At 56.7% G+C, this 16,590-nt stretch carries 19 protein-coding genes and 1 tRNA gene; 7 read left to right on the forward strand and 13 right to left on the reverse strand.

Going from position 1 to position 16,590, the window contains the following annotated elements; genetic code table 11:
- Positions 1-46: 46 nt before the first annotated feature.
- The 5 genes from ACQAYK_RS08915 to ACQAYK_RS08935 form a co-directional block, all read right to left on the reverse strand.
- On the reverse strand, positions 47-382 hold the full coding sequence (locus ACQAYK_RS08915) for a hypothetical protein (RefSeq protein WP_483167521.1): 336 nt from the start codon (positions 380-382) through the stop codon (positions 47-49).
- Between the two features lie 11 nt (positions 383-393).
- Entirely contained in the window at positions 394-831 is a 438-nt protein-coding gene (locus ACQAYK_RS08920; RefSeq protein ID WP_483167522.1) for a hypothetical protein, read from the reverse strand.
- 254 nt (positions 832-1,085) lie between these two features.
- Positions 1,086-2,042, reverse strand: coding sequence for a hypothetical protein (locus tag ACQAYK_RS08925; protein WP_483167523.1), 957 nt, complete (start codon positions 2,040-2,042; stop codon positions 1,086-1,088).
- 2 nt (positions 2,043-2,044) lie between these two features.
- Positions 2,045-2,386, reverse strand: a complete 342-nt coding sequence (locus ACQAYK_RS08930) for a hypothetical protein (RefSeq protein WP_483167524.1) — start codon at positions 2,384-2,386, stop codon at positions 2,045-2,047.
- Positions 2,356-2,772, reverse strand: coding sequence for a P-loop NTPase family protein (locus ACQAYK_RS08935; protein ID WP_483167525.1), 417 nt, complete (start codon positions 2,770-2,772; stop codon positions 2,356-2,358). The genes ACQAYK_RS08930 and ACQAYK_RS08935 overlap by 31 nt, the downstream gene beginning before the upstream one ends.
- A 787-nt stretch (positions 2,773-3,559) precedes the next feature.
- Between ACQAYK_RS08935 and mobF the strand changes: the two genes are divergently transcribed.
- From mobF to ACQAYK_RS08965, 6 genes are all read left to right on the forward strand, one after another.
- Entirely contained in the window at positions 3,560-6,670 is a 3,111-nt protein-coding gene (gene mobF / locus ACQAYK_RS08940) for a MobF family relaxase (RefSeq protein WP_483167526.1), read from the forward strand.
- A gap of 491 nt (positions 6,671-7,161) precedes the next feature.
- The gene (locus ACQAYK_RS08945) at positions 7,162-7,380 is read left to right on the forward strand and encodes a hypothetical protein (RefSeq protein ID WP_483167527.1); all 219 of its coding nucleotides are present in this window, start codon (positions 7,162-7,164) and stop codon (positions 7,378-7,380) included.
- A gap of 11 nt (positions 7,381-7,391) precedes the next feature.
- Positions 7,392-7,718 (forward strand): hypothetical protein, encoded by a 327-nt coding sequence (locus tag ACQAYK_RS08950; protein WP_483167528.1) that lies wholly within the window; start codon positions 7,392-7,394, stop codon positions 7,716-7,718.
- Positions 7,702-7,908 (forward strand): hypothetical protein, encoded by a 207-nt coding sequence (locus tag ACQAYK_RS08955; RefSeq protein ID WP_483167529.1) that lies wholly within the window; start codon positions 7,702-7,704, stop codon positions 7,906-7,908. The genes ACQAYK_RS08950 and ACQAYK_RS08955 overlap by 17 nt, the downstream gene beginning before the upstream one ends.
- 12 nt (positions 7,909-7,920) lie before the next feature.
- On the forward strand, positions 7,921-8,439 hold the full coding sequence (locus tag ACQAYK_RS08960) for a hypothetical protein (RefSeq protein WP_483167530.1): 519 nt from the start codon (positions 7,921-7,923) through the stop codon (positions 8,437-8,439).
- A 12-nt stretch (positions 8,440-8,451) separates the two neighbouring features.
- Entirely contained in the window at positions 8,452-8,655 is a 204-nt protein-coding gene (locus ACQAYK_RS08965) for a hypothetical protein (RefSeq protein WP_483167531.1), read from the forward strand.
- A gap of 280 nt (positions 8,656-8,935) precedes the next feature.
- Here ACQAYK_RS08965 and istB read toward each other — a convergent pair whose 3' ends face one another.
- Both istB and istA read right to left on the reverse strand, forming a co-directional pair.
- Positions 8,936-9,691 carry an IS21-like element helper ATPase IstB gene (istB, locus tag ACQAYK_RS08970; RefSeq protein WP_483167356.1) on the reverse strand — a complete coding sequence of 252 codons (756 nt, stop codon included), beginning with the start codon at positions 9,689-9,691 and terminating at the stop codon, positions 8,936-8,938.
- 14 nt (positions 9,692-9,705) lie between these two features.
- Complete coding sequence (gene istA, locus ACQAYK_RS08975) at positions 9,706-11,244, reverse strand: IS21 family transposase (RefSeq protein WP_483165846.1); 1,539 nt, start codon at positions 11,242-11,244, stop codon at positions 9,706-9,708.
- Between the two features lie 187 nt (positions 11,245-11,431).
- Here istA and ACQAYK_RS08980 point away from each other — a divergent pair, with 187 nt between their 5' ends.
- Positions 11,432-12,907: a type IV secretion system DNA-binding domain-containing protein gene (locus ACQAYK_RS08980; protein ID WP_483167532.1), complete on the forward strand. Its 1,476-nt coding sequence runs from the start codon at positions 11,432-11,434 to the stop codon at positions 12,905-12,907.
- Between the two features lie 405 nt (positions 12,908-13,312).
- Here the strand turns inward: ACQAYK_RS08980 and ACQAYK_RS08985 are convergent, their stop codons facing one another.
- The 6 genes from ACQAYK_RS08985 to ACQAYK_RS09010 all read right to left on the reverse strand — a co-directional run bounded on the left by ACQAYK_RS08985 (position 13,313) and on the right by ACQAYK_RS09010 (position 16,524).
- On the reverse strand, positions 13,313-13,657 hold the full coding sequence (locus ACQAYK_RS08985; protein ID WP_483167533.1) for a hypothetical protein: 345 nt from the start codon (positions 13,655-13,657) through the stop codon (positions 13,313-13,315).
- Positions 13,658-13,707: 50 nt separating this feature from the next.
- Positions 13,708-14,046, reverse strand: coding sequence for a CFI-box-CTERM domain-containing protein (locus ACQAYK_RS08990; RefSeq protein ID WP_483167534.1), 339 nt, complete (start codon positions 14,044-14,046; stop codon positions 13,708-13,710).
- A 1-nt stretch (position 14,047) separates the two neighbouring features.
- Entirely contained in the window at positions 14,048-14,602 is a 555-nt protein-coding gene (locus ACQAYK_RS08995; protein ID WP_483167535.1) for a restriction endonuclease, read from the reverse strand.
- Positions 14,603-14,626: 24 nt separating this feature from the next.
- Positions 14,627-15,697: a site-specific integrase gene (locus ACQAYK_RS09000; protein ID WP_483167536.1), complete on the reverse strand. Its 1,071-nt coding sequence runs from the start codon at positions 15,695-15,697 to the stop codon at positions 14,627-14,629.
- Between the two features lie 109 nt (positions 15,698-15,806).
- Positions 15,807-15,883 (reverse strand) — tRNA-Arg (locus ACQAYK_RS09005).
- Positions 15,884-15,897: 14 nt separating this feature from the next.
- Positions 15,898-16,524 (reverse strand): RlmE family RNA methyltransferase, encoded by a 627-nt coding sequence (locus ACQAYK_RS09010; RefSeq protein ID WP_483167537.1) that lies wholly within the window; start codon positions 16,522-16,524, stop codon positions 15,898-15,900.
- Between the last annotated feature and the right edge of the window lie 66 nt (positions 16,525-16,590).

Consider the following 16,590-nt stretch of genomic DNA (forward strand, 5'->3'; position numbering starts at 1 on the left):
TGGCTTTGTCCCACTGCCCATAAGGACTCTTATCCCTGTGGGACAATCAATATTGGGCAAAGGCCGCCGCATCTCCATTCGGATTGATGACCGTGGATTGGTACTGACGCACCCCCACCCCAAAGATCGCCGCCACTTCCTCATCGGGTAGCTGCTCCGCGACACCGACAAGTTGCCCACGGCGCGACAGATATTCCAGCGACTTGCGTACTACGGAAAGGTCTTCGGTATCGCTACGCAGGAAAATCAGATCAGGGTTCACGTCCCGCACGAAGCGGGCAAGCACCAGTAGGTACTCTCCGGCTCCGGTGTCCTGAATTGCGATTGGACAGTCTGGGGTGGCACCAACGCGAAAATTATACTTAGGCTCTGGATGTTTCATGCCGCCTCCTGCTACCCAGCCCGCCGTAGCGCCTCAATCTCCCGTTCCAGCTTTTCCAGGCGCGAGAGTACCGCATCTGGATAGGTCGGTTGCCGCATGGCAAGGATGGCGGAGGTAAGAGCATCCAGGCGGGTATCCATCCGTTCCGCAAGGCTATCTATTTTGCTGTCCATTCTTTTGAAACCTTCTTCCATGCGTTCGGTCAGATGGTCCACACGGGCATTGATGCTCGATCCCAAGGTGTCGATACGAGTGTCCAGCCGTGCAAAGCCTTCTTCCATTCTCCCGGTGAGACGATCCACGCGGGCATCCAGTCGGTCGATACTCTGCCCATTCTCGTGTAACTCTTTCTCCACCGCGTCGAGGCGTAGACGCAGAGATTCCACGCCGGGAGCGACAACGCTCTCCAGCACCTTCCGCAAACTGTCAACGGTCTCTTGAATATCCATGTGGTAAGTGTATCCGCAACCGAGCGGCTATACCACAAGAAACTGTCCGCTGCGGCGCACCCACCGCAGCCCAGTGTGGCCCTTTGGCGCTAGGCCGGAGGTGCTCTTGTTGCGCGACTCGCCGTATCACACGCAAACCCCGGAACCCGGAGTCCCCTTTCGCGCTAGGCCAAGAGCACTTTGATTATACCATATTCGGCTTCAAAAAAAGCCCGCACAGGGCGGGCGATAAAAAGGCTTTGCGGCGCGTTGGATTACCCGGCCAGGAAATGTAAGACCACTGGAAGAACCACTCCCAAAACGGTAACGCTAACGCCAATCCAGATCAGGATAAATCGGAGCCGGTCGAACTCGGAGTATCCTCGCCCAGCCTCGATCAGAGCAATGCCACACGTGGGTATCAATAGCCAGCCAAGCGGTGCCGTGAAAATCGTTACCCAGACCGAGTGGGTGCGAGTGGCCCACCATGCTCGCTCGCCGGTCTCGACAACATTAGCTAAGGCAGCCCCTAAACTGATAAGAAACAAGCTCAACACCCCTCCAATCAGCAGCCAGCCCGGCATTGCGTTTTGTTCCATGCGGTTCAGGGTTTTCACCGCCTCTTGACGGAACTCCTCAGCGGCTATCGACTTGCTTTGCTGGATTGCCTCTTGGACCTCTCCGGGCAAGGATTGGATGATCTGGCCTGCCTCGGCCTGGGCCTGTCGCAAAGCATCCTTGGCACTCCCCAGTCCCGTTCCTACCCCGGTTTCCAGAGCTGTCATGATGCTGGCAAGTATCCCATTGCCTGGCGCATTTAGGTGTTGGGTAATGGCCGTTGTCACTCGCTTCCCCGCCGCCTCGATCTCCTGGGCAACATCTTTTCCTGCCGCCCTTGCCCCAGCCAAAACTTCGCCCTGGATTTTTCCGATCCCGGCCTGCACAGCATCTGCCGCCTGTCTTGCGGCCTGCATCGCATCAACGCTGATTCTGGTCGCCAAGATTTGCCCCCAAACCACATCCTCCGGGCCAACTCGGAATCGTACACACCAGGCAGAGAGGGCCTTCGCATCCGACTGACTGATGCCGTTAAATACCGCATCAATTGCCTCATCTGCCTTTGGCCCATCCTGGGCAGCCCGAGCCTGTCGTCTCGCTTCTGCCTCAGCCTCAGTCTTCTCCAGATCTGCGGCAAGCGTTGCCAATAAGTCTACGCCCTTGATTTTACCCATGATTAGCACTCCTCACAAAAGATACGGGCCACTTCCTCAATTCCTGCATCCAGAAACCGTTTAACACTTGCCACATCTAAAATCTGCCACCCGTCAGGCCGACCAGCCACAAGATCGGCCACCCGCCCAGGTGTGGCTTCTAACCGGTTCAATGCTTGGGTATTTTTGAGCGCGGGGATTTTCAATTCCCCCGCAATCTCAAATTCATTGCGCTGAGGACACGAATACCAATGAAATTCTCGCGGATCACCCTTATACAAGGGATAAGCCACCCACCGATTAGCTGGATCGATATGAGCGAGTAAACCCTTTTTCATGGAATAGACAAGACCGTCAGTGGACACCGAGTTTTTTCCATCGCATAGGTAACTATCAATTTGTATTCGAGAGCGTCTGCCAATCCACGGAGCAAATCCCCATTGGCATCCAGCGTGTCTCCCGCCCCGGCAGGCAGGTTCACCACCACAAAACTGGCGTCATGTGACTCCAAATAATCTCCAAACTTGGATAACGCATTTTCTGCATCACCCGCGCGGTTGAGAGAAAGTACCCCAAGAGAAACATTTGTGGTTCCAGCGTAGCGTTTTGCCAAGTCAGGGGTCTTGTTGTCCCCTTCAATCAGAGACACAATCAAGTCACGTTGTAACAACGCTTCGACTACTAGCATGGATATTACGGATTTCCCCACGCCGCCTTTGTCTCCATGTGAAACAAACATCATCTTTTCCATTTCAAGTCTCCTTATTTATCCAAACGATACTTATCCAACCAAGAGCTATCCTCATCGCTTGACCGCGATGCGTCATGTTTTTTCTCAGCAATGAGGCGTTTTGTTACGCCACCAGAGGACGTCTTTTCCTCTCCCATCATGGGCAACGGCAATTGCTTTGGGGATATGCGCCCACTTTCAATTGCGCGTGCTGCTCGTCGGTACGCATTAGCCAATATCCTCTCATGCCTCACACCGATTACGGGAGCAAGGACAACTAACAGTTCTTTCCATGTGCACCCATTTTTTCGGGCATCGCTGATGGCATCTGCGTACCGCCCAACTATCGCAAAGGTTCTTTTCGGTTCCACCATTATGTCTCCTTCGGGGGGTAAATCGACCCCCTCAAACATAGCTGCACCGTGTCAACCTTTTTTCACGCCATTGGCCGCTCTACGACATAGTTTGGTACTAGTCAGGCACTCATGCGGTACTACCTTGGTACTCAATGCGTGCCTAACTCGTACCGAACTGAATCCGAACCGAATCCAATCACGTGAATACAGGGACGACACCCTGCGGGTGTCTTTTATACGCACAACCCCACCTGAATTTCGCTGCGCTTCATTTTCGGTGAGGACGTGCCCGTTGCCGGGCACTTTGTGCGTTCCACGCTCCCAGCCTTCGGCGGTCGCTTCACCCAAAACCGCTTCGCCAAACACGTCACAGTTACACGCGACTTCCTTGCAGCAGCGGAGAAAAAGGTTGACATCGTGCTGCTATTTTCAGGATAGGAATGGAGGCCCCGATGTTGCGATTCACGACACTGAAAGGAAACCATGCGAAGGCCGTTTCCAAATATGTCCAGGCCGAAAGGAAAGAGCCGGGCAAAGACAAGTTCAACGAACACGGCCAACAGCTCGCCACCGGCTACTATTCCGAGAAAGGCGGCGCGCCGAGCCAATGGATCGCTGGTGCGGAGTTCGGGCTTTCTGGTAAACCAGACGCTGACAAAGTGGAATCCCTGCTATCCGGCATTGCCCCGGATGGGACGGATTTATCCGGCAGAGGCAACCAGAAGGAAAAGCACCGCATGGGCTACGACCTGACTTTTTCGGCTCCCAAATCGGTCTCTATCCTGATGGTGGATGACGACCGTATCATGAACGCGCATGATAAAGCCGTCGAGAAAGCCATTGACCGTGTGAAATCTCTTGCCTATGCCAGAATCGGGAAGGGAGGCGCGGAAACCGAGTATACGCAGAATATTCTGGCCGCAGGGTATCGTCACGAGGATGGGCGTGTTGTGGATGGCAAAGCGGACCCGCATTTACATACTCACGTCATTATTCCAAACATGACGCGACGCAGCGATGGGGCCTGGGCGGCACTGAGAATTGATTGGGGCGAGAACAATATACATCAGCTTTTGGTGGACCAGATTTACAAAACCGAACTGGCTAGAGAGTTAAAATCCCTGGGGTATCAAATCGAACGCACATCAGACGGTTTTGAACTTGCGGGAATCACCAGAGAGCAAATCGCCCATTTCTCCCGCCGTCAGGGACAAATCCGTGATGATCTGGCCGAACGCGGAATCGAAAACGCCACCGCCGCCCAGCGGGAAGCTGCCCAAAATGCCACCCGAGCGGGAAAGGCGCAACTATCACGAATGGACCAGCATTTCGCATGGCGTCGGGAGTTACGTGCGGCAGGTATTGACGGTCGAAGGTTGCAAGAACACCCAAAAGACATCCAGCAGGAACTCACACCGGACCAGGCGCTGGACGCCGCGATCCGGCATTTATCCGAACGGGACACCGTAATTTCTCGCGCGGAACTGGAAAATGCGGCACTGCAATTCGGCATGGGTTCCGTGACGATAGAGCAGGTACAGTCCGCCATTGAGGCCAACGCCGAACTGCTGGACGCAGGCCACCGCGACCGGGACGGCACGGGCAAGCTGGACCAGCGATACACCACCAGGGAAGCCTTGCATCGCGAGGCGGAGATCATGGACCGCGCCCGTCAGGGCAGAGGCCAGACTGAGGCGATCCTTCCCCCTGACGCCGAAGTGTCCAGTCCGACCCCAAAGATTCTTTCACCCGAAAAGGAGCAGCACCATGGAAGCAAAGACGATCACCAGGCAAGACATTACCAGCCCCACGCTATTAACCCTGAACCACTCTCCCAAGACCGTTTGCGCCTGTTGTCCGGCAGCCGTCTGGATGCAGACCAGCAGCGGACGGATTCAGGTATTTTGCCGGATCATGGCGCACCTGGTGGATATGGAGATCGCCATGTGCGACGGGCAGGCGATGGCCGAGGAACAGGGGCAGTAGCCGCGTTGCTGGATGCCCGTGAGCAGGCCCAGGGCTGGAAGTTCAGTCCGGGCCAGCGGGCCGCCGTGGATCTGGCCCTAACGAGCCAGGACCGGCATATCGGTATCGTCGGCTACGCCGGGGCGGGCAAGACCACCAGCATGAAGATTGTCGTCGAGCAGTACAAGGCCGCAGGGTACAACGTCATTGGCGTAGCCCCCTCGGCAGCGGCGGCGAAAGAACTTGAAAGTGCAGGGTGCGAATCCCGCACACTTGCCAGCTTGCTCAAGGATAAAGAAGAGCAGCCGAGCAAGACCCTTTATTTATTGGACGAGGCAGGCATGGTCTCTGCCAAGGACTATCACGCCTTTTTTGCCAAGGCCGACCGCGAGGGTGCCCGCACCCTGTCTGTTGGCGATCCCCTGCAACTCCAAAGCGTGGAGGCGGGCACCACATTCAAGCAGCTTCTGGAATCCGGCAGTTTGGATCATGTTCGGATCGACGAAATCCAGCGGCAGAAAGACCCCCGACTGAAAGAGATCGCAGAGGCATTTGCACGAGGCGACGCAAAGCGCGGCGTCCAGCTTGCAAAACCCTACATGACCGAAATCCGCGTAGAGAAAGGCGAGGACCGTATACAAAAACTCGCTCAAGTAGCGGCTAACCGCTACCTTTCTCTTTCCCCGGAAGATCGGGCCAATACCTTGCTATTGGCGAGCACCAATGCCACCCGACAGGCCGCCAACGATGCCATCCGTGCCGGACTCATTGAGCGCGGCGAACTGAACCCGGAGAAATCCGTGACCATAACGGCACTGGACAAGACCAATTTGTCCGATGAGCAGCGGAAACACGCCCAAAGCTACACCCCTGGATTGGTGATCAACGTGGGCACAAGTAAAGAGCCGGAGTACCGAACCGTAGACCACATTGAGGGCGGGAAGCTCATTGACGAGGGTGGGCGGCGCGTCGACCCCGGCAAGGTGCGTCAGGTCTACCAGCCCCGGCAAATGCAGATCGCGGACGGCGAGAAAATCCTTTTCCGTCAGAATGACCGCGAGCGCGGCATCCTCAACGGCAGCGTAGGTACTGTGAAAATCATCGACGGCCAGCCCGCCGTGCGCCTGCAAGACGGCATGGCGGTTCCCTTGGAGAGCATGGAAGTGGCCGATTACAGCTATGCCCGCACCATCCACAGCGCCCAGGGATCGACGTTCGAGAAAGCGATAGTCATTGGCGAGGCGGCCAAGGTCGCCGGAGCAGAAGCCGCCTATGTCGCCTGTTCTCGTGAGAAAACCGGGCTAGAGATCATCACCACCGATGCCCAAAAGCTGGGGGAGAAGTGGGAGAAATACGCGGCCCGCGAGACCGCCCACCATGCTCTAGGTTTGGAGCCGGGAAAGAACCCAGACAAATTGCCGCAGCTTCGCCATGAACTCCCCGATCTGGACCGCCAGGCGGAAGAACGCACACGGGCCAAGGCCGCACAAGAGCGGCAGCAACAGGAGCAGGCGCGCGCGGAGCGGGATCGACTCTTGCGGGAGGATAGGGAAAAGCAGCGCAAGGCCAAGCAGAAAGAAGCAAACATTGATCGCTGAACATTTTCAGAAAAAAGGTTGACACGCGACAGCTATAAATAGGCACCCAGCAAAAGGAACGAAATCATGACCATTCTGTTTTTCTTCTTTGTGGCAATCCCGTTCCTTGCTGCGCTGGAAGCCTGACCCCTCAAACCGAATAGGAGAGAACCCATGGATCGAGTATTGGCAGCACTATTATTCCTTGTCCCGCTTGGGGCCATAGCGGCCCCTGCCCCTGTAGTCCCTGCGCCTAAAGCCCCCGTATCAGTGACGTGGCACGGTCAGGTGTACTCCCGGTGCATTTCCCGGTCTCGCGCACTCCATTTCTGGGTGAATCATCCAGGCTTGATCCGCGAGAACATTGAGTTTTTTGGCACCCCTGTCATTGCCACCCGAAACCACCAGATGGCGTACATCTGCTGGAGGGAAAAGCCAGTATTCCCGACCGTCCCTCTCGATAAGTAGCACAGTCATCAACAGCGGGGCCGCAACGGCCCCAAGGAGGCACAGTGTCACAGACAATAGATACACAGGCTTTACACGAGTGGGCGTTGCGGCAGTCCGTGGAATTGGAAGATCGGCTGGGCGACTTGTATTTCCTCCGGGAGATGATCCGACACGCACAGCGCATCCCCGGCCCGAGCAGCCGACTCAACGACATTTCCAATCTGGCCGAAAAGCTGGGCTGGCAGCCAACAGCCGACCATCAACATCCGTTGTTCAACTAAGGAGGCACATCATGAGCATGGCAGACGAATTTGCCCGCGAACAGGCGGAAAAGCAGGCGCGGGAACAGGCGGAAAGGGAAGAACGGGAGCGGGATATGGCCCTGAATCGGGAGCGTGAGGAATCTGGCAGCAAGCCGCAGCCCGCCTACGACAAAGACCAGGCTGTCCACACGATGGATCGGGGCGTGCTGGACCGAACCCAGCAGGCCGCCTTTGCCCAGCAGATCGAAAAGGCAGCCCCAGAAATGGACGCTGGGGAGCGGGAGCGGGCAGCCGCCGACATGCAGCGGCAAATGCGGGAACAACAGGAGCGTGAGCAAAATGAACCAGAACGCTAACCCCCAACCCACAGCTTGGGTATCGGCCAAAAGCCAGCGGGCCAAGATCATGCTGGCCGTGTTTTTCCTTTTCCCCTTCCTGATGATCGGCTTGGATATGGTTTTCAAGGCGTCAACAGGACTCGGGGAAAATGTCACCTGGCTGGCTATCGCGGGCGGGCTGGCCTTGCTGGCCCGGCAGCTTCTCTAAAGGAGATATACAATGGGAATTGTAGCCAACATCAAAGCCAAGCTCCGCCCCGTCTATACTCCCCCGCTTTGGACCACGGAGCGGCTGGCCGGACTGGTTCGGGTCGAGGAGTACATCACTTTCCGCGAGGCGCGGGCCTCACTCATTCTTTGGGTGGTGATCCCTCAGATCATCCTGGCCGGAGTGACCAACGGCCCTATCTGGATTCCCGCCGTGCTCCTGGCAAGCACGATATTCCTGGAACCGCACCTAGCCGCCCTCAAAAATCCCGGAGGGATGGCAGGCTACCGAAGATTGCTATCCATGCCTTGGCAATACTGGTGGAGCCGCCCTCTGATGGCTGTCACCCTGCTATCCAGTCTGCAAACGTGGGGCAATGGTTTTAGCCTATTGTCCCTGCCCGCCGCTCTGGGGTGGCTCGTCCTGGCATTTTGGGTCCGGCACCGGCTCCTGCATGGTCAGAAGATGGATGCCTTTTTGCAAATGTACCGCACTTTGGGCGTGACCAGAGAAGCGCCCACCAAGGCATAAAGGAGAAAACCGATGAAATACCCAACGAAACAACGCACAGCAGGAGATGTAGCCGCCCAATACCTAGCGCGATTGGAGCGAATACAGGCCCGCTTGGAAAAAGCACGAGAGGAGTACCAGTTTGCACTGTTTCTCAACGCCATGACCCAGCGGCGGGCCAAACTAGCTATCTCTATCGCTCGCGCACTCAAGGAGGAAACCCATGGCATTCTTTAAGCGAAACCGCCCACCGGCGCTCGATACCAACTCCAATCAGGCGTCCTCGATGCTGGATACATTGTCCAGCGGTCGCCCCCAGCTGCGTATTCTGTTGATCATGGGCGGTGATTCTGCTGATCGTGGGCACCCCCAATCAGCGAACTTTCTGGTCACGTAAATTCTAGGCATAGGTGCCCACGATCGGTCAAATCAGTGGCGTCATGAGCACCCGGCCGTGGTGGCCGATCATCGGTGTAAATTTCTTCATTTACCTTTACCATGTAAACGGTAAATTTACTCATGATCCTGCCTCTCCATCGCCGGTCTGTACCCGTTGGCGGCGCATCGATTCGCCTTTGAGCTCCAGGCGGTGGGCACTGTGCAGCAGACGGTCGAGGACGGCATCGGCGACGGTGGGTTCTCCGAGGATTTCATGCCAATGCGAGACCGGCAATTGGCTGGTGATTAGGGTGGCCTGCTGGGCGACGCGATCATCAAGGATTTCCAGCAGATCCCGGGCATCCTCGCTGTTCATCGGGGCGAGGCCCCAATCGTCCAGGAGCAACAGGTGCACCTTGGCAAGAGTCGTGAGAAAGCGGCCGAAACTGCCGTCACCGTGACGGATATGAAGCTCTTCCAGTAAGCGCGGCAAACGGAAGTAGCGCACACTCAGGCCCTGACGGCAGGCCTGGTGCCCCAGGGCGCAGGCAATCCAGGTCTTGCCGGTACCGGTGGCACCGGTGATCAGCAGGTTTTGTCCTCGCCGTATCCAGTCACACTGTATCAAGGCCGCCATTTTGGTACGGTCCAGACCACGGGAGGCGCGATGATCGAGGTCTTCGACGGCGGCATGTACCTTGAGTTTGGCCAGCTGCAACAGGCGCTTTCGCCGGCGGTTGTCGCGCGCACAGAGTTCTCGGTCGAGAAGCAGTGCCAGGCGATCTACGAAGGGAAGTTCTTGCAGTTGCGGCGAGGTGGACTGCTCGGCCAGGGCCTCTGCCATGGCGTGTAGGTTGAGTTGCTGTAAGGTCTGAATGGTCGGTTGCAAAGACATGGGAAGACTCCGGTTTAGTGATAGTAGCGAGGGCCGCGGATATTGCCGTGCTGCGGTAACGGTTTGGCAGGAACGGGATCGTGTGGGCTGTGGTCCAGTCCCCGCTCCAGGATGGAGCGGACACTGCGGGTCGTGGGGGAGCCGTGGCGTAGAGCACGGTGACAGGCGTGTTCCAGACGCTCCTTCCCGTAGCGGCGACAGAGATGGAGTAGGCCGAGACAGGAGCGATATCCCTGCTCCGGATGGGGCTTGTTCTCCAGTTGCCAGCGCACCACGTCCCGAGTCGATGGACCGATGGAGAGCCCCCAATGCAACAGGCGCCCCGGACTCCATTCCAGGTGCCGCTGGTGAGCCTTGGGCATGTGTTCGGTCAAGGTGCTGTAGCGCGCCTGGACGCCCTCACGCAGATGGCAAGCGACGCGCTGTTGCCCCTGGAAGATCTCCACGGTTTGCGCGCTGATGCGTAGCTCCACCCGCTGTCCGACGAGGCGATGCGGTACGGAGTAGAAGCGTCCTTGGTAGGCAACATGGTAATCGATACTGACTTTGGCGGACTTCCAGTCAGCATACTCGTAGGGCTGTTCTGGTAGTGGCTGCAGGGCAGGAGCGTCCAACTCCGCAAAAGCGCTGCGGCGGCAGCCTGGTAGCTGTTTGAAGGGGCGTCCGTTCAGGTCTTCCAGTAGGCTGTGGAGAGTCTGATTCAGTTCCGCTAGCGAGAAGAACTGGAAGTGGCGCAGGCGCGCCAGAATCCAGCGCTCCACCACTTGCACCCCGACCTCGACCTTGGCCTTGTCTTTCGGTTTATAAGGGCGGGTGGGCAGTACCACCGCAGCATAATGCCGGGCGAGATCCTGATAACTTCGATGGATTTCGGGCTCGTAGCGCGAGGCCTTGGTTACCGCCGCCTTCAAATTATCTGGCACGAACAGACGCGGTGCCCCGCCAAAGAACTCCAGGGCGCGTACATGCGCGCCGAGGAAATCCGGCAGACTCTGGGTCCAGGTAGCCTCGCAATAGGTGTAGTTGGAGGCACCCAACACCGCGACGAAGATCTGCGCCGGGCGGATCTCCCCGGTCTGGGGATCAACCACCGGCACGATGGGACCAGCGTAGTCGATGAACAGCTTCTCACCAGCCTTGTGGTTTTGCCACATGCTGCGTTTGAGCCCCGCCCGCCAGCGTCGGTACAGGACGCAGAACTGGGCATACTGATACACCGCTTCTTGCGGGTACGCGGCGGAATATTCCTCCCAGAGCAACTGCAGGGTCACGCCTTTGCGCCGCAGCTCGGCATGGATCCGGGCAAAATCCGGCTGCACCTTGCCAGAGACGGTGTGCCGTGAGGGACTGGAGAACCATGCCGCTTCCAGGGCTACTTCTTGCCCCTCTGGCAGAGGCCAAGAGATACCTGCCTGTTCGGCTTTCTGTAAATACTTCCCGACGACTCCCTTGGAGAGCCCACAAGATCGGGCAATTTGCCGCTGGCTGAACCCTGCGGCGTGTAAACGGAGCACTTCGTAAATCGCTTTCATCGTCATCCTCGGTGTAGGCATCCTCGATCTCCTGTAAAAGAGCCAAGAATGCTTGCTAAGCCAATGAATGACCAGAAAGATTTCAATTCGCCAGAGGGTAAATCCGAACAGATTCTGGAATCGTGGGCACTGATTCTGAAAAACCCGCAAAAGTGCCCACGATCACACCAGAATCAGTGCCCACGATCGATCAGAATGACCGCCCACGATGCATCAGAATCGGTGCCCACGATGGTCCAGAATATGCACCCAGCACAGCCCAACCGCAACGGAAGATCATCACCTACGCGGTTCCTTTATTGAGGACGCCAGGGATCGGGCCACACAGCTTGCCCTCTGGCAGCAAAAGCAGCCGGGACAGTTGCAGATGGGCTTTGTGCCCATCGCCTTCCAAGAGGAACAGCAGCATTTTCTCCTGGCCGGAGCACCGGGCACAGGCAAGAGCCTGTCCTTGAAATGGATGATGGCGGACATCCGGCAGCGGGGCCAAAAGGCCCTTGTATACGACCCCGTAGGGGATGCCGTTGAGTTATTCTATCGCCCCGGCTTTGACATCATCCTGAATCCCCTCGATGAACGGGACGCGGGCTGGTATCCGTGGGCAGACATGGAGCGGCATGACCTGCCCGCCGTGGCAAAGATGCTGGTTCCAGACCCTCAAGGACAAGCGGACCCGTTCTGGGCAAACGCGGCCCAGGCCGTTCTGCAAGCCTTGTTTTCCCAATGCCAGCAAATTGATGAGGTCATCCGTTTGGGGCTAATGGCCGAAGATGAGGAATTGCGGGCCGTGGTCCGCAAGGCGGGCATGATCGGTCTGGTCGGCGCGGAAAAAACCTTTTCCGGGGTCCGTGCCACCCTGGCCGCTCCCCTGCAAAAAATCGCCCTGGTGCACAACAAGACCCTGATGGACTCCCAGGCAGGACGGGCATTCTCTCTCACCGAGTGGGTGAAGAATGATAACGATGGCCGCTGGGTCTTCCTGCTGTCGGACAAGGGCCAGGCGGCGGCTCTGGCCCCACTTCATGCCTGGTGGCTGAATACCGTGGTCCGCGCCGCGCTGTCTGCCACCCCCAGCCCTGACCGCCGAATCTGGCTATTTCTGGACGAATTGCCAACGCTGGGCAAACAGGAAATGTTAGCCCCCGCATTATCGGAGGGTCGGAAATTCGGCCTGATCGGTGTGCTGGGTTTGCAAACCATCCAGCAGCTGCGGGAAATCTATGGCCGTGAGGGTGCGGCGGTACTCTGGGGCTTGCCCAAGAATCGCCTGATGCTCCGCATATCCGACCACGAGACGGCGGATATGATTTCCGCCGAGATTGGCGAATACCAGCGGCGGCGGATCACTACGGGCAGCAGTTACAGCGAGAACGTGGGTGTATCCCACGGCACCAGCATGGGCGGCGGCATGGGGGAGTTCGCAGGAGGCATGTTTGATGGCGTCTTTGGCTCCAGGAACACCACGCACAGCAGCGGGCAAAGCTGGGGCACCAACAAAAGCGAATCGCTGGTCACGGAGCGGGCCGTTCTGCCCTCAGAAATCATGGCGTTGCCGGATCTGGAAGGGTATCTCCGTGCCGGAGGAGAAATCGTGAGGGTTCGGCTTCCCGTGCCGGAGCCTCGCTGGGTTTCCAGCCAACCTGCTCGCCTGTACCGCCCGCCTCGGGCCTTGCCCAGCATCTAACCACCCATAAGTCGTGCGAAAAGCCAACATCGGCCCGGCAATCGTCGGGCCAGTCTTCGCTTAGGCCCGCCGTTTGCTATCCGGGCCTTTCGATTCCCCAACAAGTGCCCATGCAGGCACTGTGCTTCGGCAGGTTCCCCCGCCACCGTCCCCACTCCGTGGGGTCCCCTCGCAGCGGGGCGCGCCCGCGCGCGCCTGCCTCTGGATACATTGGTGGTAAGGATACATTGCAGGTCTCCAAAAGAAAGGGGCGGGCATGGCTGCTGCGCCTATCGTTAGGCGTCTGCCTTGGTTCAGGCCAGTTCTGTAACACTGAATATGTAATACATTGTATAATACTACATATTACTACTACAAAAGCTCGGGGTGAGCTATATCTAGGGAATCGGACCCCTAATTTTCCGTTTACGGTAGATCCCTCCTGCGCGTAAGCGTTGCCCTGATTTCCCCTCTATCACCCGCTGACAGTACAGCACGGATGCATTGCCCATCACTTTCCAACTCTCCTCTAAAGGAAAATACCAAACGGTTATAGGGGCCGATGATCGAAGTGCAGTTTTCAGTATTATTAAACCTTACACTTTCCACATTTCCAGTTATGACATCTCTATCAATCTCGTAGTTTCCTGCATAATAATAACAACTGTCACCCCCAAAAATTCGCCCCGTTTCAAAAACAACGACCCCAGCACTATGTCTTGGTCCTGATAGACTCTCAAAATGCATCGTCCACAAAGCCTCAACGGACATAATCACCTCCTCGATCGATCAAATTGTATTCCATTTCAATCTCCAAAAAATTAAAACTTGCGCGCAAGAGGATCAAGAAAAATCTTAATAAATGCCCTTAGCTTATTGTTATTTCTAATCTTATTTGCTACAGCTGGCGATAACTTATAGTAAAGGTAAATTACAGAACGCCCCAGAGCATTAGGACGCAGCCAGCGGTCCCGAAACCGTCTTATTGCATTCACCTCAGGAGCATATGGGTCTCCATAAACCGCCGTTGCTATAAAACACGGCCCGCTTCTGCCATATCTCTTGCGCTCCATCGCTACCCTTTTTTCCCGCTGTTTCTGTGTTTCCCCTCTGGGATTAAAAATTGATGCCGGAGTTTTCTTTCTTCCACGCTTTGCCATTTTAGAATCCAATTAAGTCTTCATGACTTATAAGAGAGACACCCGTTTTCTTTGCTAGTTCCTGTGCGGCTTGGCTATATTTGGACGTTGTCACTACAACCGCCCTGGTTCCCTTGTAATAACTGAGAGCACCATGTGCCTCTTGAACCGCTTTTATGCCTACAGAGCTTGTCCACTGCTTACACTGGACTATAATTTTCTGATTCCCTTTTGTTGCTATCACATCGGCCCCATAGTCTCCTGTTTTTGCCGTTGTCTGAACGTGCCAACCGTTATTTGCGAGCAAGGCGGCGCAAAATTGTTCGTACTGTTCCGGGGTAAGCTGTCGCGGATTGCTGGTGCCAGCGGCCAGGAGCTGTTCCCGGATTCGCTTTCGTCGCTGGTGTTTCCACAGGAATAGCACTACTAACAGCGCAGCTACAAAAATAGCTATTGCACCAAAAACAGAAAAGAAGTCGCTAATCACCGTTTTTCCGGATGATGAGCCGAGGATAAAGAGCAGCAGAATAATTGCCGCAGCAATACCAAGTTCGTTATTCTTTCGTCTCTTTGCCACTCTGTCCGCCTTCGATCAAGGTGATCACCCTAGCAATCTTGCCAAGTCTTCAGCCCTTAGATGAGTATAGCGCTTCAACATCTGCAACGTCTTATGCCCGGTGATCGTTGACACTTCCATCGGGTTCAAACCCTTCTCGAACAAGCGGCTGGTGGCCTCGTGGCGGAGATCGTGAAAGCGCAAGTCCTCGATGCCAGCGCGGCGGCAAGCCCGAACAAAGGCCAAGTGGATCGCCTCGTAGGTCGTACCAAAGACTTTGCCGTTCATGGAGCGCGGCAGGGCCTTGAGCACATCAACGGCAGCGGTGGATAAGGGGACAGTCCTTGCGTCTCCGTTCTTCGTCTCTGGCAAGTGCGCGGTACGGCGAGTTAGGTCCACATGCTTCCAGAGAAGCCCATCAGTCTTAATAAGACGTTCACCGTCTTCGCCAGCCGTTCCTTTAGTTTCCAACATCTCGCCCGCCCGCATAGCCGTCTCGATGGCGAACCGGACCACAGGTAGCAACCAAGGATTTCTCGCATCGGCACACGCGGCAAGCAATCGGCTTTCTTCGTTACCCTGCAATCGCCGGTCCCTACCCTTTCCAACCTTCGGAGTTTGCACCTTCGCCGTGGGTAGCCCCATGGGTAGCGCGATCCCCCACTCCCGCTCTGCTTTCTTCAGCACGCGGTGAAGAAGCCCTAGCTCATGCTTGACCGTCTGCCCAGATACCAGCTTACCGCCTCGTCCGGTCTCTTTCAGCCGTTGGTCACGGAAAGAGGCAATGGCGCTAGACGTGAGCAGAGCAACAGACAACGGCCCAAATCGCCCCCTGAGCGTTTCAATGCGCGACAGCTCGGGAGCGCAATGCTTTCTATCCGCCAAGACCTCAGAGACATATCTATCCAAGAGATCGGCAATGGTCGTTCGCTCGGCTTCTGATCGGTCTTGCCAGACCCCACGGACCATTTCAGCCTCAACGACCTTTGCCCAAGCCTGGGCCTCGCTCTTTGTGCGGAAGACTCGCGTTTGTTTGGGGAAGCCCTGCTTGACGATTCGCGCCTGCCAACCGATGAGGTTTCCGTCTCGATCTTTTCTCTTGACTATGGATGCCATGTGCCACCTCGCGGGACAGCGTTTTCAGGCTTAGTGTCCCCCTAGTGTCCCTAAAAATCAATTTGGCAATAAAAAGGGCCCGAGATTTAACTCAAGCCCTTGATTTTATTGGCGCGCGATACAGGATTCGAACCTGTGACCTTTGGCTTCGGAGGCCAACGCTCTATCCAGCTGAGCTAACCGCGCGTGAGGCCTGCAGTTTATTTTGTCGGACCGCGGAAGTCCAGCGCCAGCCAGTACTGCTCCGCCGAGCGGGCGCGGGAGGCGTCGGGTTTGCGCACCACGATCTTGCCAAAACTGGCGCGCAGTTCCCGCCGTAAATCTTCCGCCCCTACGCCCATGAAAACCTTCATCAACAAAGTGCCGCCAGGTACCAGCCACTCCCGAGCCAGGTCGAGGGCCAACTCGCATAAGCCTATGGCGCGGGCCTGATCGCTGCTGGCGATTCCAGACATATTGGGCGCCATGTCGCTCATGAGCAGATCCACCCCCTCGGGAAAGGCGTCACGGCATTGCGCAATCACGTCCTCATCGAAGATGTCGCCCTCGATCACCAGGGCATCGGCAATGGGATCCATGGCCAGCCGGTCGACGGCGACAATACGCCCTTGCGGGCCGATGATCGGCGCCGCTACCTGCGTCCAGCCGCCCGGCGCTGCACCCAGATCCAGAACCCGCATACCGCGCCGCAGGATGCGATCTTTTTCTTGTATTTCCAACAGCTTGTAGCTGGCGCGGGAACGATATCCTTCCTTCATCGCCCGTTGCACATAGGCGTCCTGAAAATGCTCCTTGAGCCAGCGTCCACTCGATTTACTGCGCGCCACGCCTCTCTCCTTTTGACCCCACCAGCGGCGAACCGTACACTTCTGATCTTTCCGACCGGACACCAG

The organism is Acidithiobacillus sp. AC3, from assembly GCF_050261095.1.
Taxonomy (GTDB): Bacteria; Pseudomonadota; Gammaproteobacteria; order Acidithiobacillales; family Acidithiobacillaceae; genus Igneacidithiobacillus; species Igneacidithiobacillus copahuensis.

Coding starts and splice junctions, on each gene's coding strand:
- ACQAYK_RS08915 (WP_483167521.1), bottom strand. CDS start 382: ATGAAACATCCAGAGCCTAAGTATAATTTTCGCGTTGGTGCCACCCCA.
- ACQAYK_RS08920 (WP_483167522.1), bottom strand. CDS start 831: ATGGATATTCAAGAGACCGTTGACAGTTTGCGGAAGGTGCTGGAGAGC.
- ACQAYK_RS08925 (WP_483167523.1), bottom strand. CDS start 2,042: ATGGGTAAAATCAAGGGCGTAGACTTATTGGCAACGCTTGCCGCAGAT.
- ACQAYK_RS08935 (WP_483167525.1), bottom strand. CDS start 2,772: ATGGAAAAGATGATGTTTGTTTCACATGGAGACAAAGGCGGCGTGGGG.
- mobF (WP_483167526.1), top strand. CDS start 3,560: ATGTTGCGATTCACGACACTGAAAGGAAACCATGCGAAGGCCGTTTCC.
- ACQAYK_RS08950 (WP_483167528.1), top strand. CDS start 7,392: ATGAGCATGGCAGACGAATTTGCCCGCGAACAGGCGGAAAAGCAGGCG.
- ACQAYK_RS08955 (WP_483167529.1), top strand. CDS start 7,702: ATGAACCAGAACGCTAACCCCCAACCCACAGCTTGGGTATCGGCCAAA.
- ACQAYK_RS08960 (WP_483167530.1), top strand. CDS start 7,921: ATGGGAATTGTAGCCAACATCAAAGCCAAGCTCCGCCCCGTCTATACT.
- ACQAYK_RS08965 (WP_483167531.1), top strand. CDS start 8,452: ATGAAATACCCAACGAAACAACGCACAGCAGGAGATGTAGCCGCCCAA.
- istB (WP_483167356.1), bottom strand. CDS start 9,691: ATGTCTTTGCAACCGACCATTCAGACCTTACAGCAACTCAACCTACAC.
- istA (WP_483165846.1), bottom strand. CDS start 11,244: ATGCCTACACCGAGGATGACGATGAAAGCGATTTACGAAGTGCTCCGT.
- ACQAYK_RS08980 (WP_483167532.1), top strand. CDS start 11,432: ATGCATCAGAATCGGTGCCCACGATGGTCCAGAATATGCACCCAGCAC.
- ACQAYK_RS08985 (WP_483167533.1), bottom strand. CDS start 13,657: ATGTCCGTTGAGGCTTTGTGGACGATGCATTTTGAGAGTCTATCAGGA.
- ACQAYK_RS08990 (WP_483167534.1), bottom strand. CDS start 14,046: ATGGCAAAGCGTGGAAGAAAGAAAACTCCGGCATCAATTTTTAATCCC.
- ACQAYK_RS09000 (WP_483167536.1), bottom strand. CDS start 15,697: ATGGCATCCATAGTCAAGAGAAAAGATCGAGACGGAAACCTCATCGGT.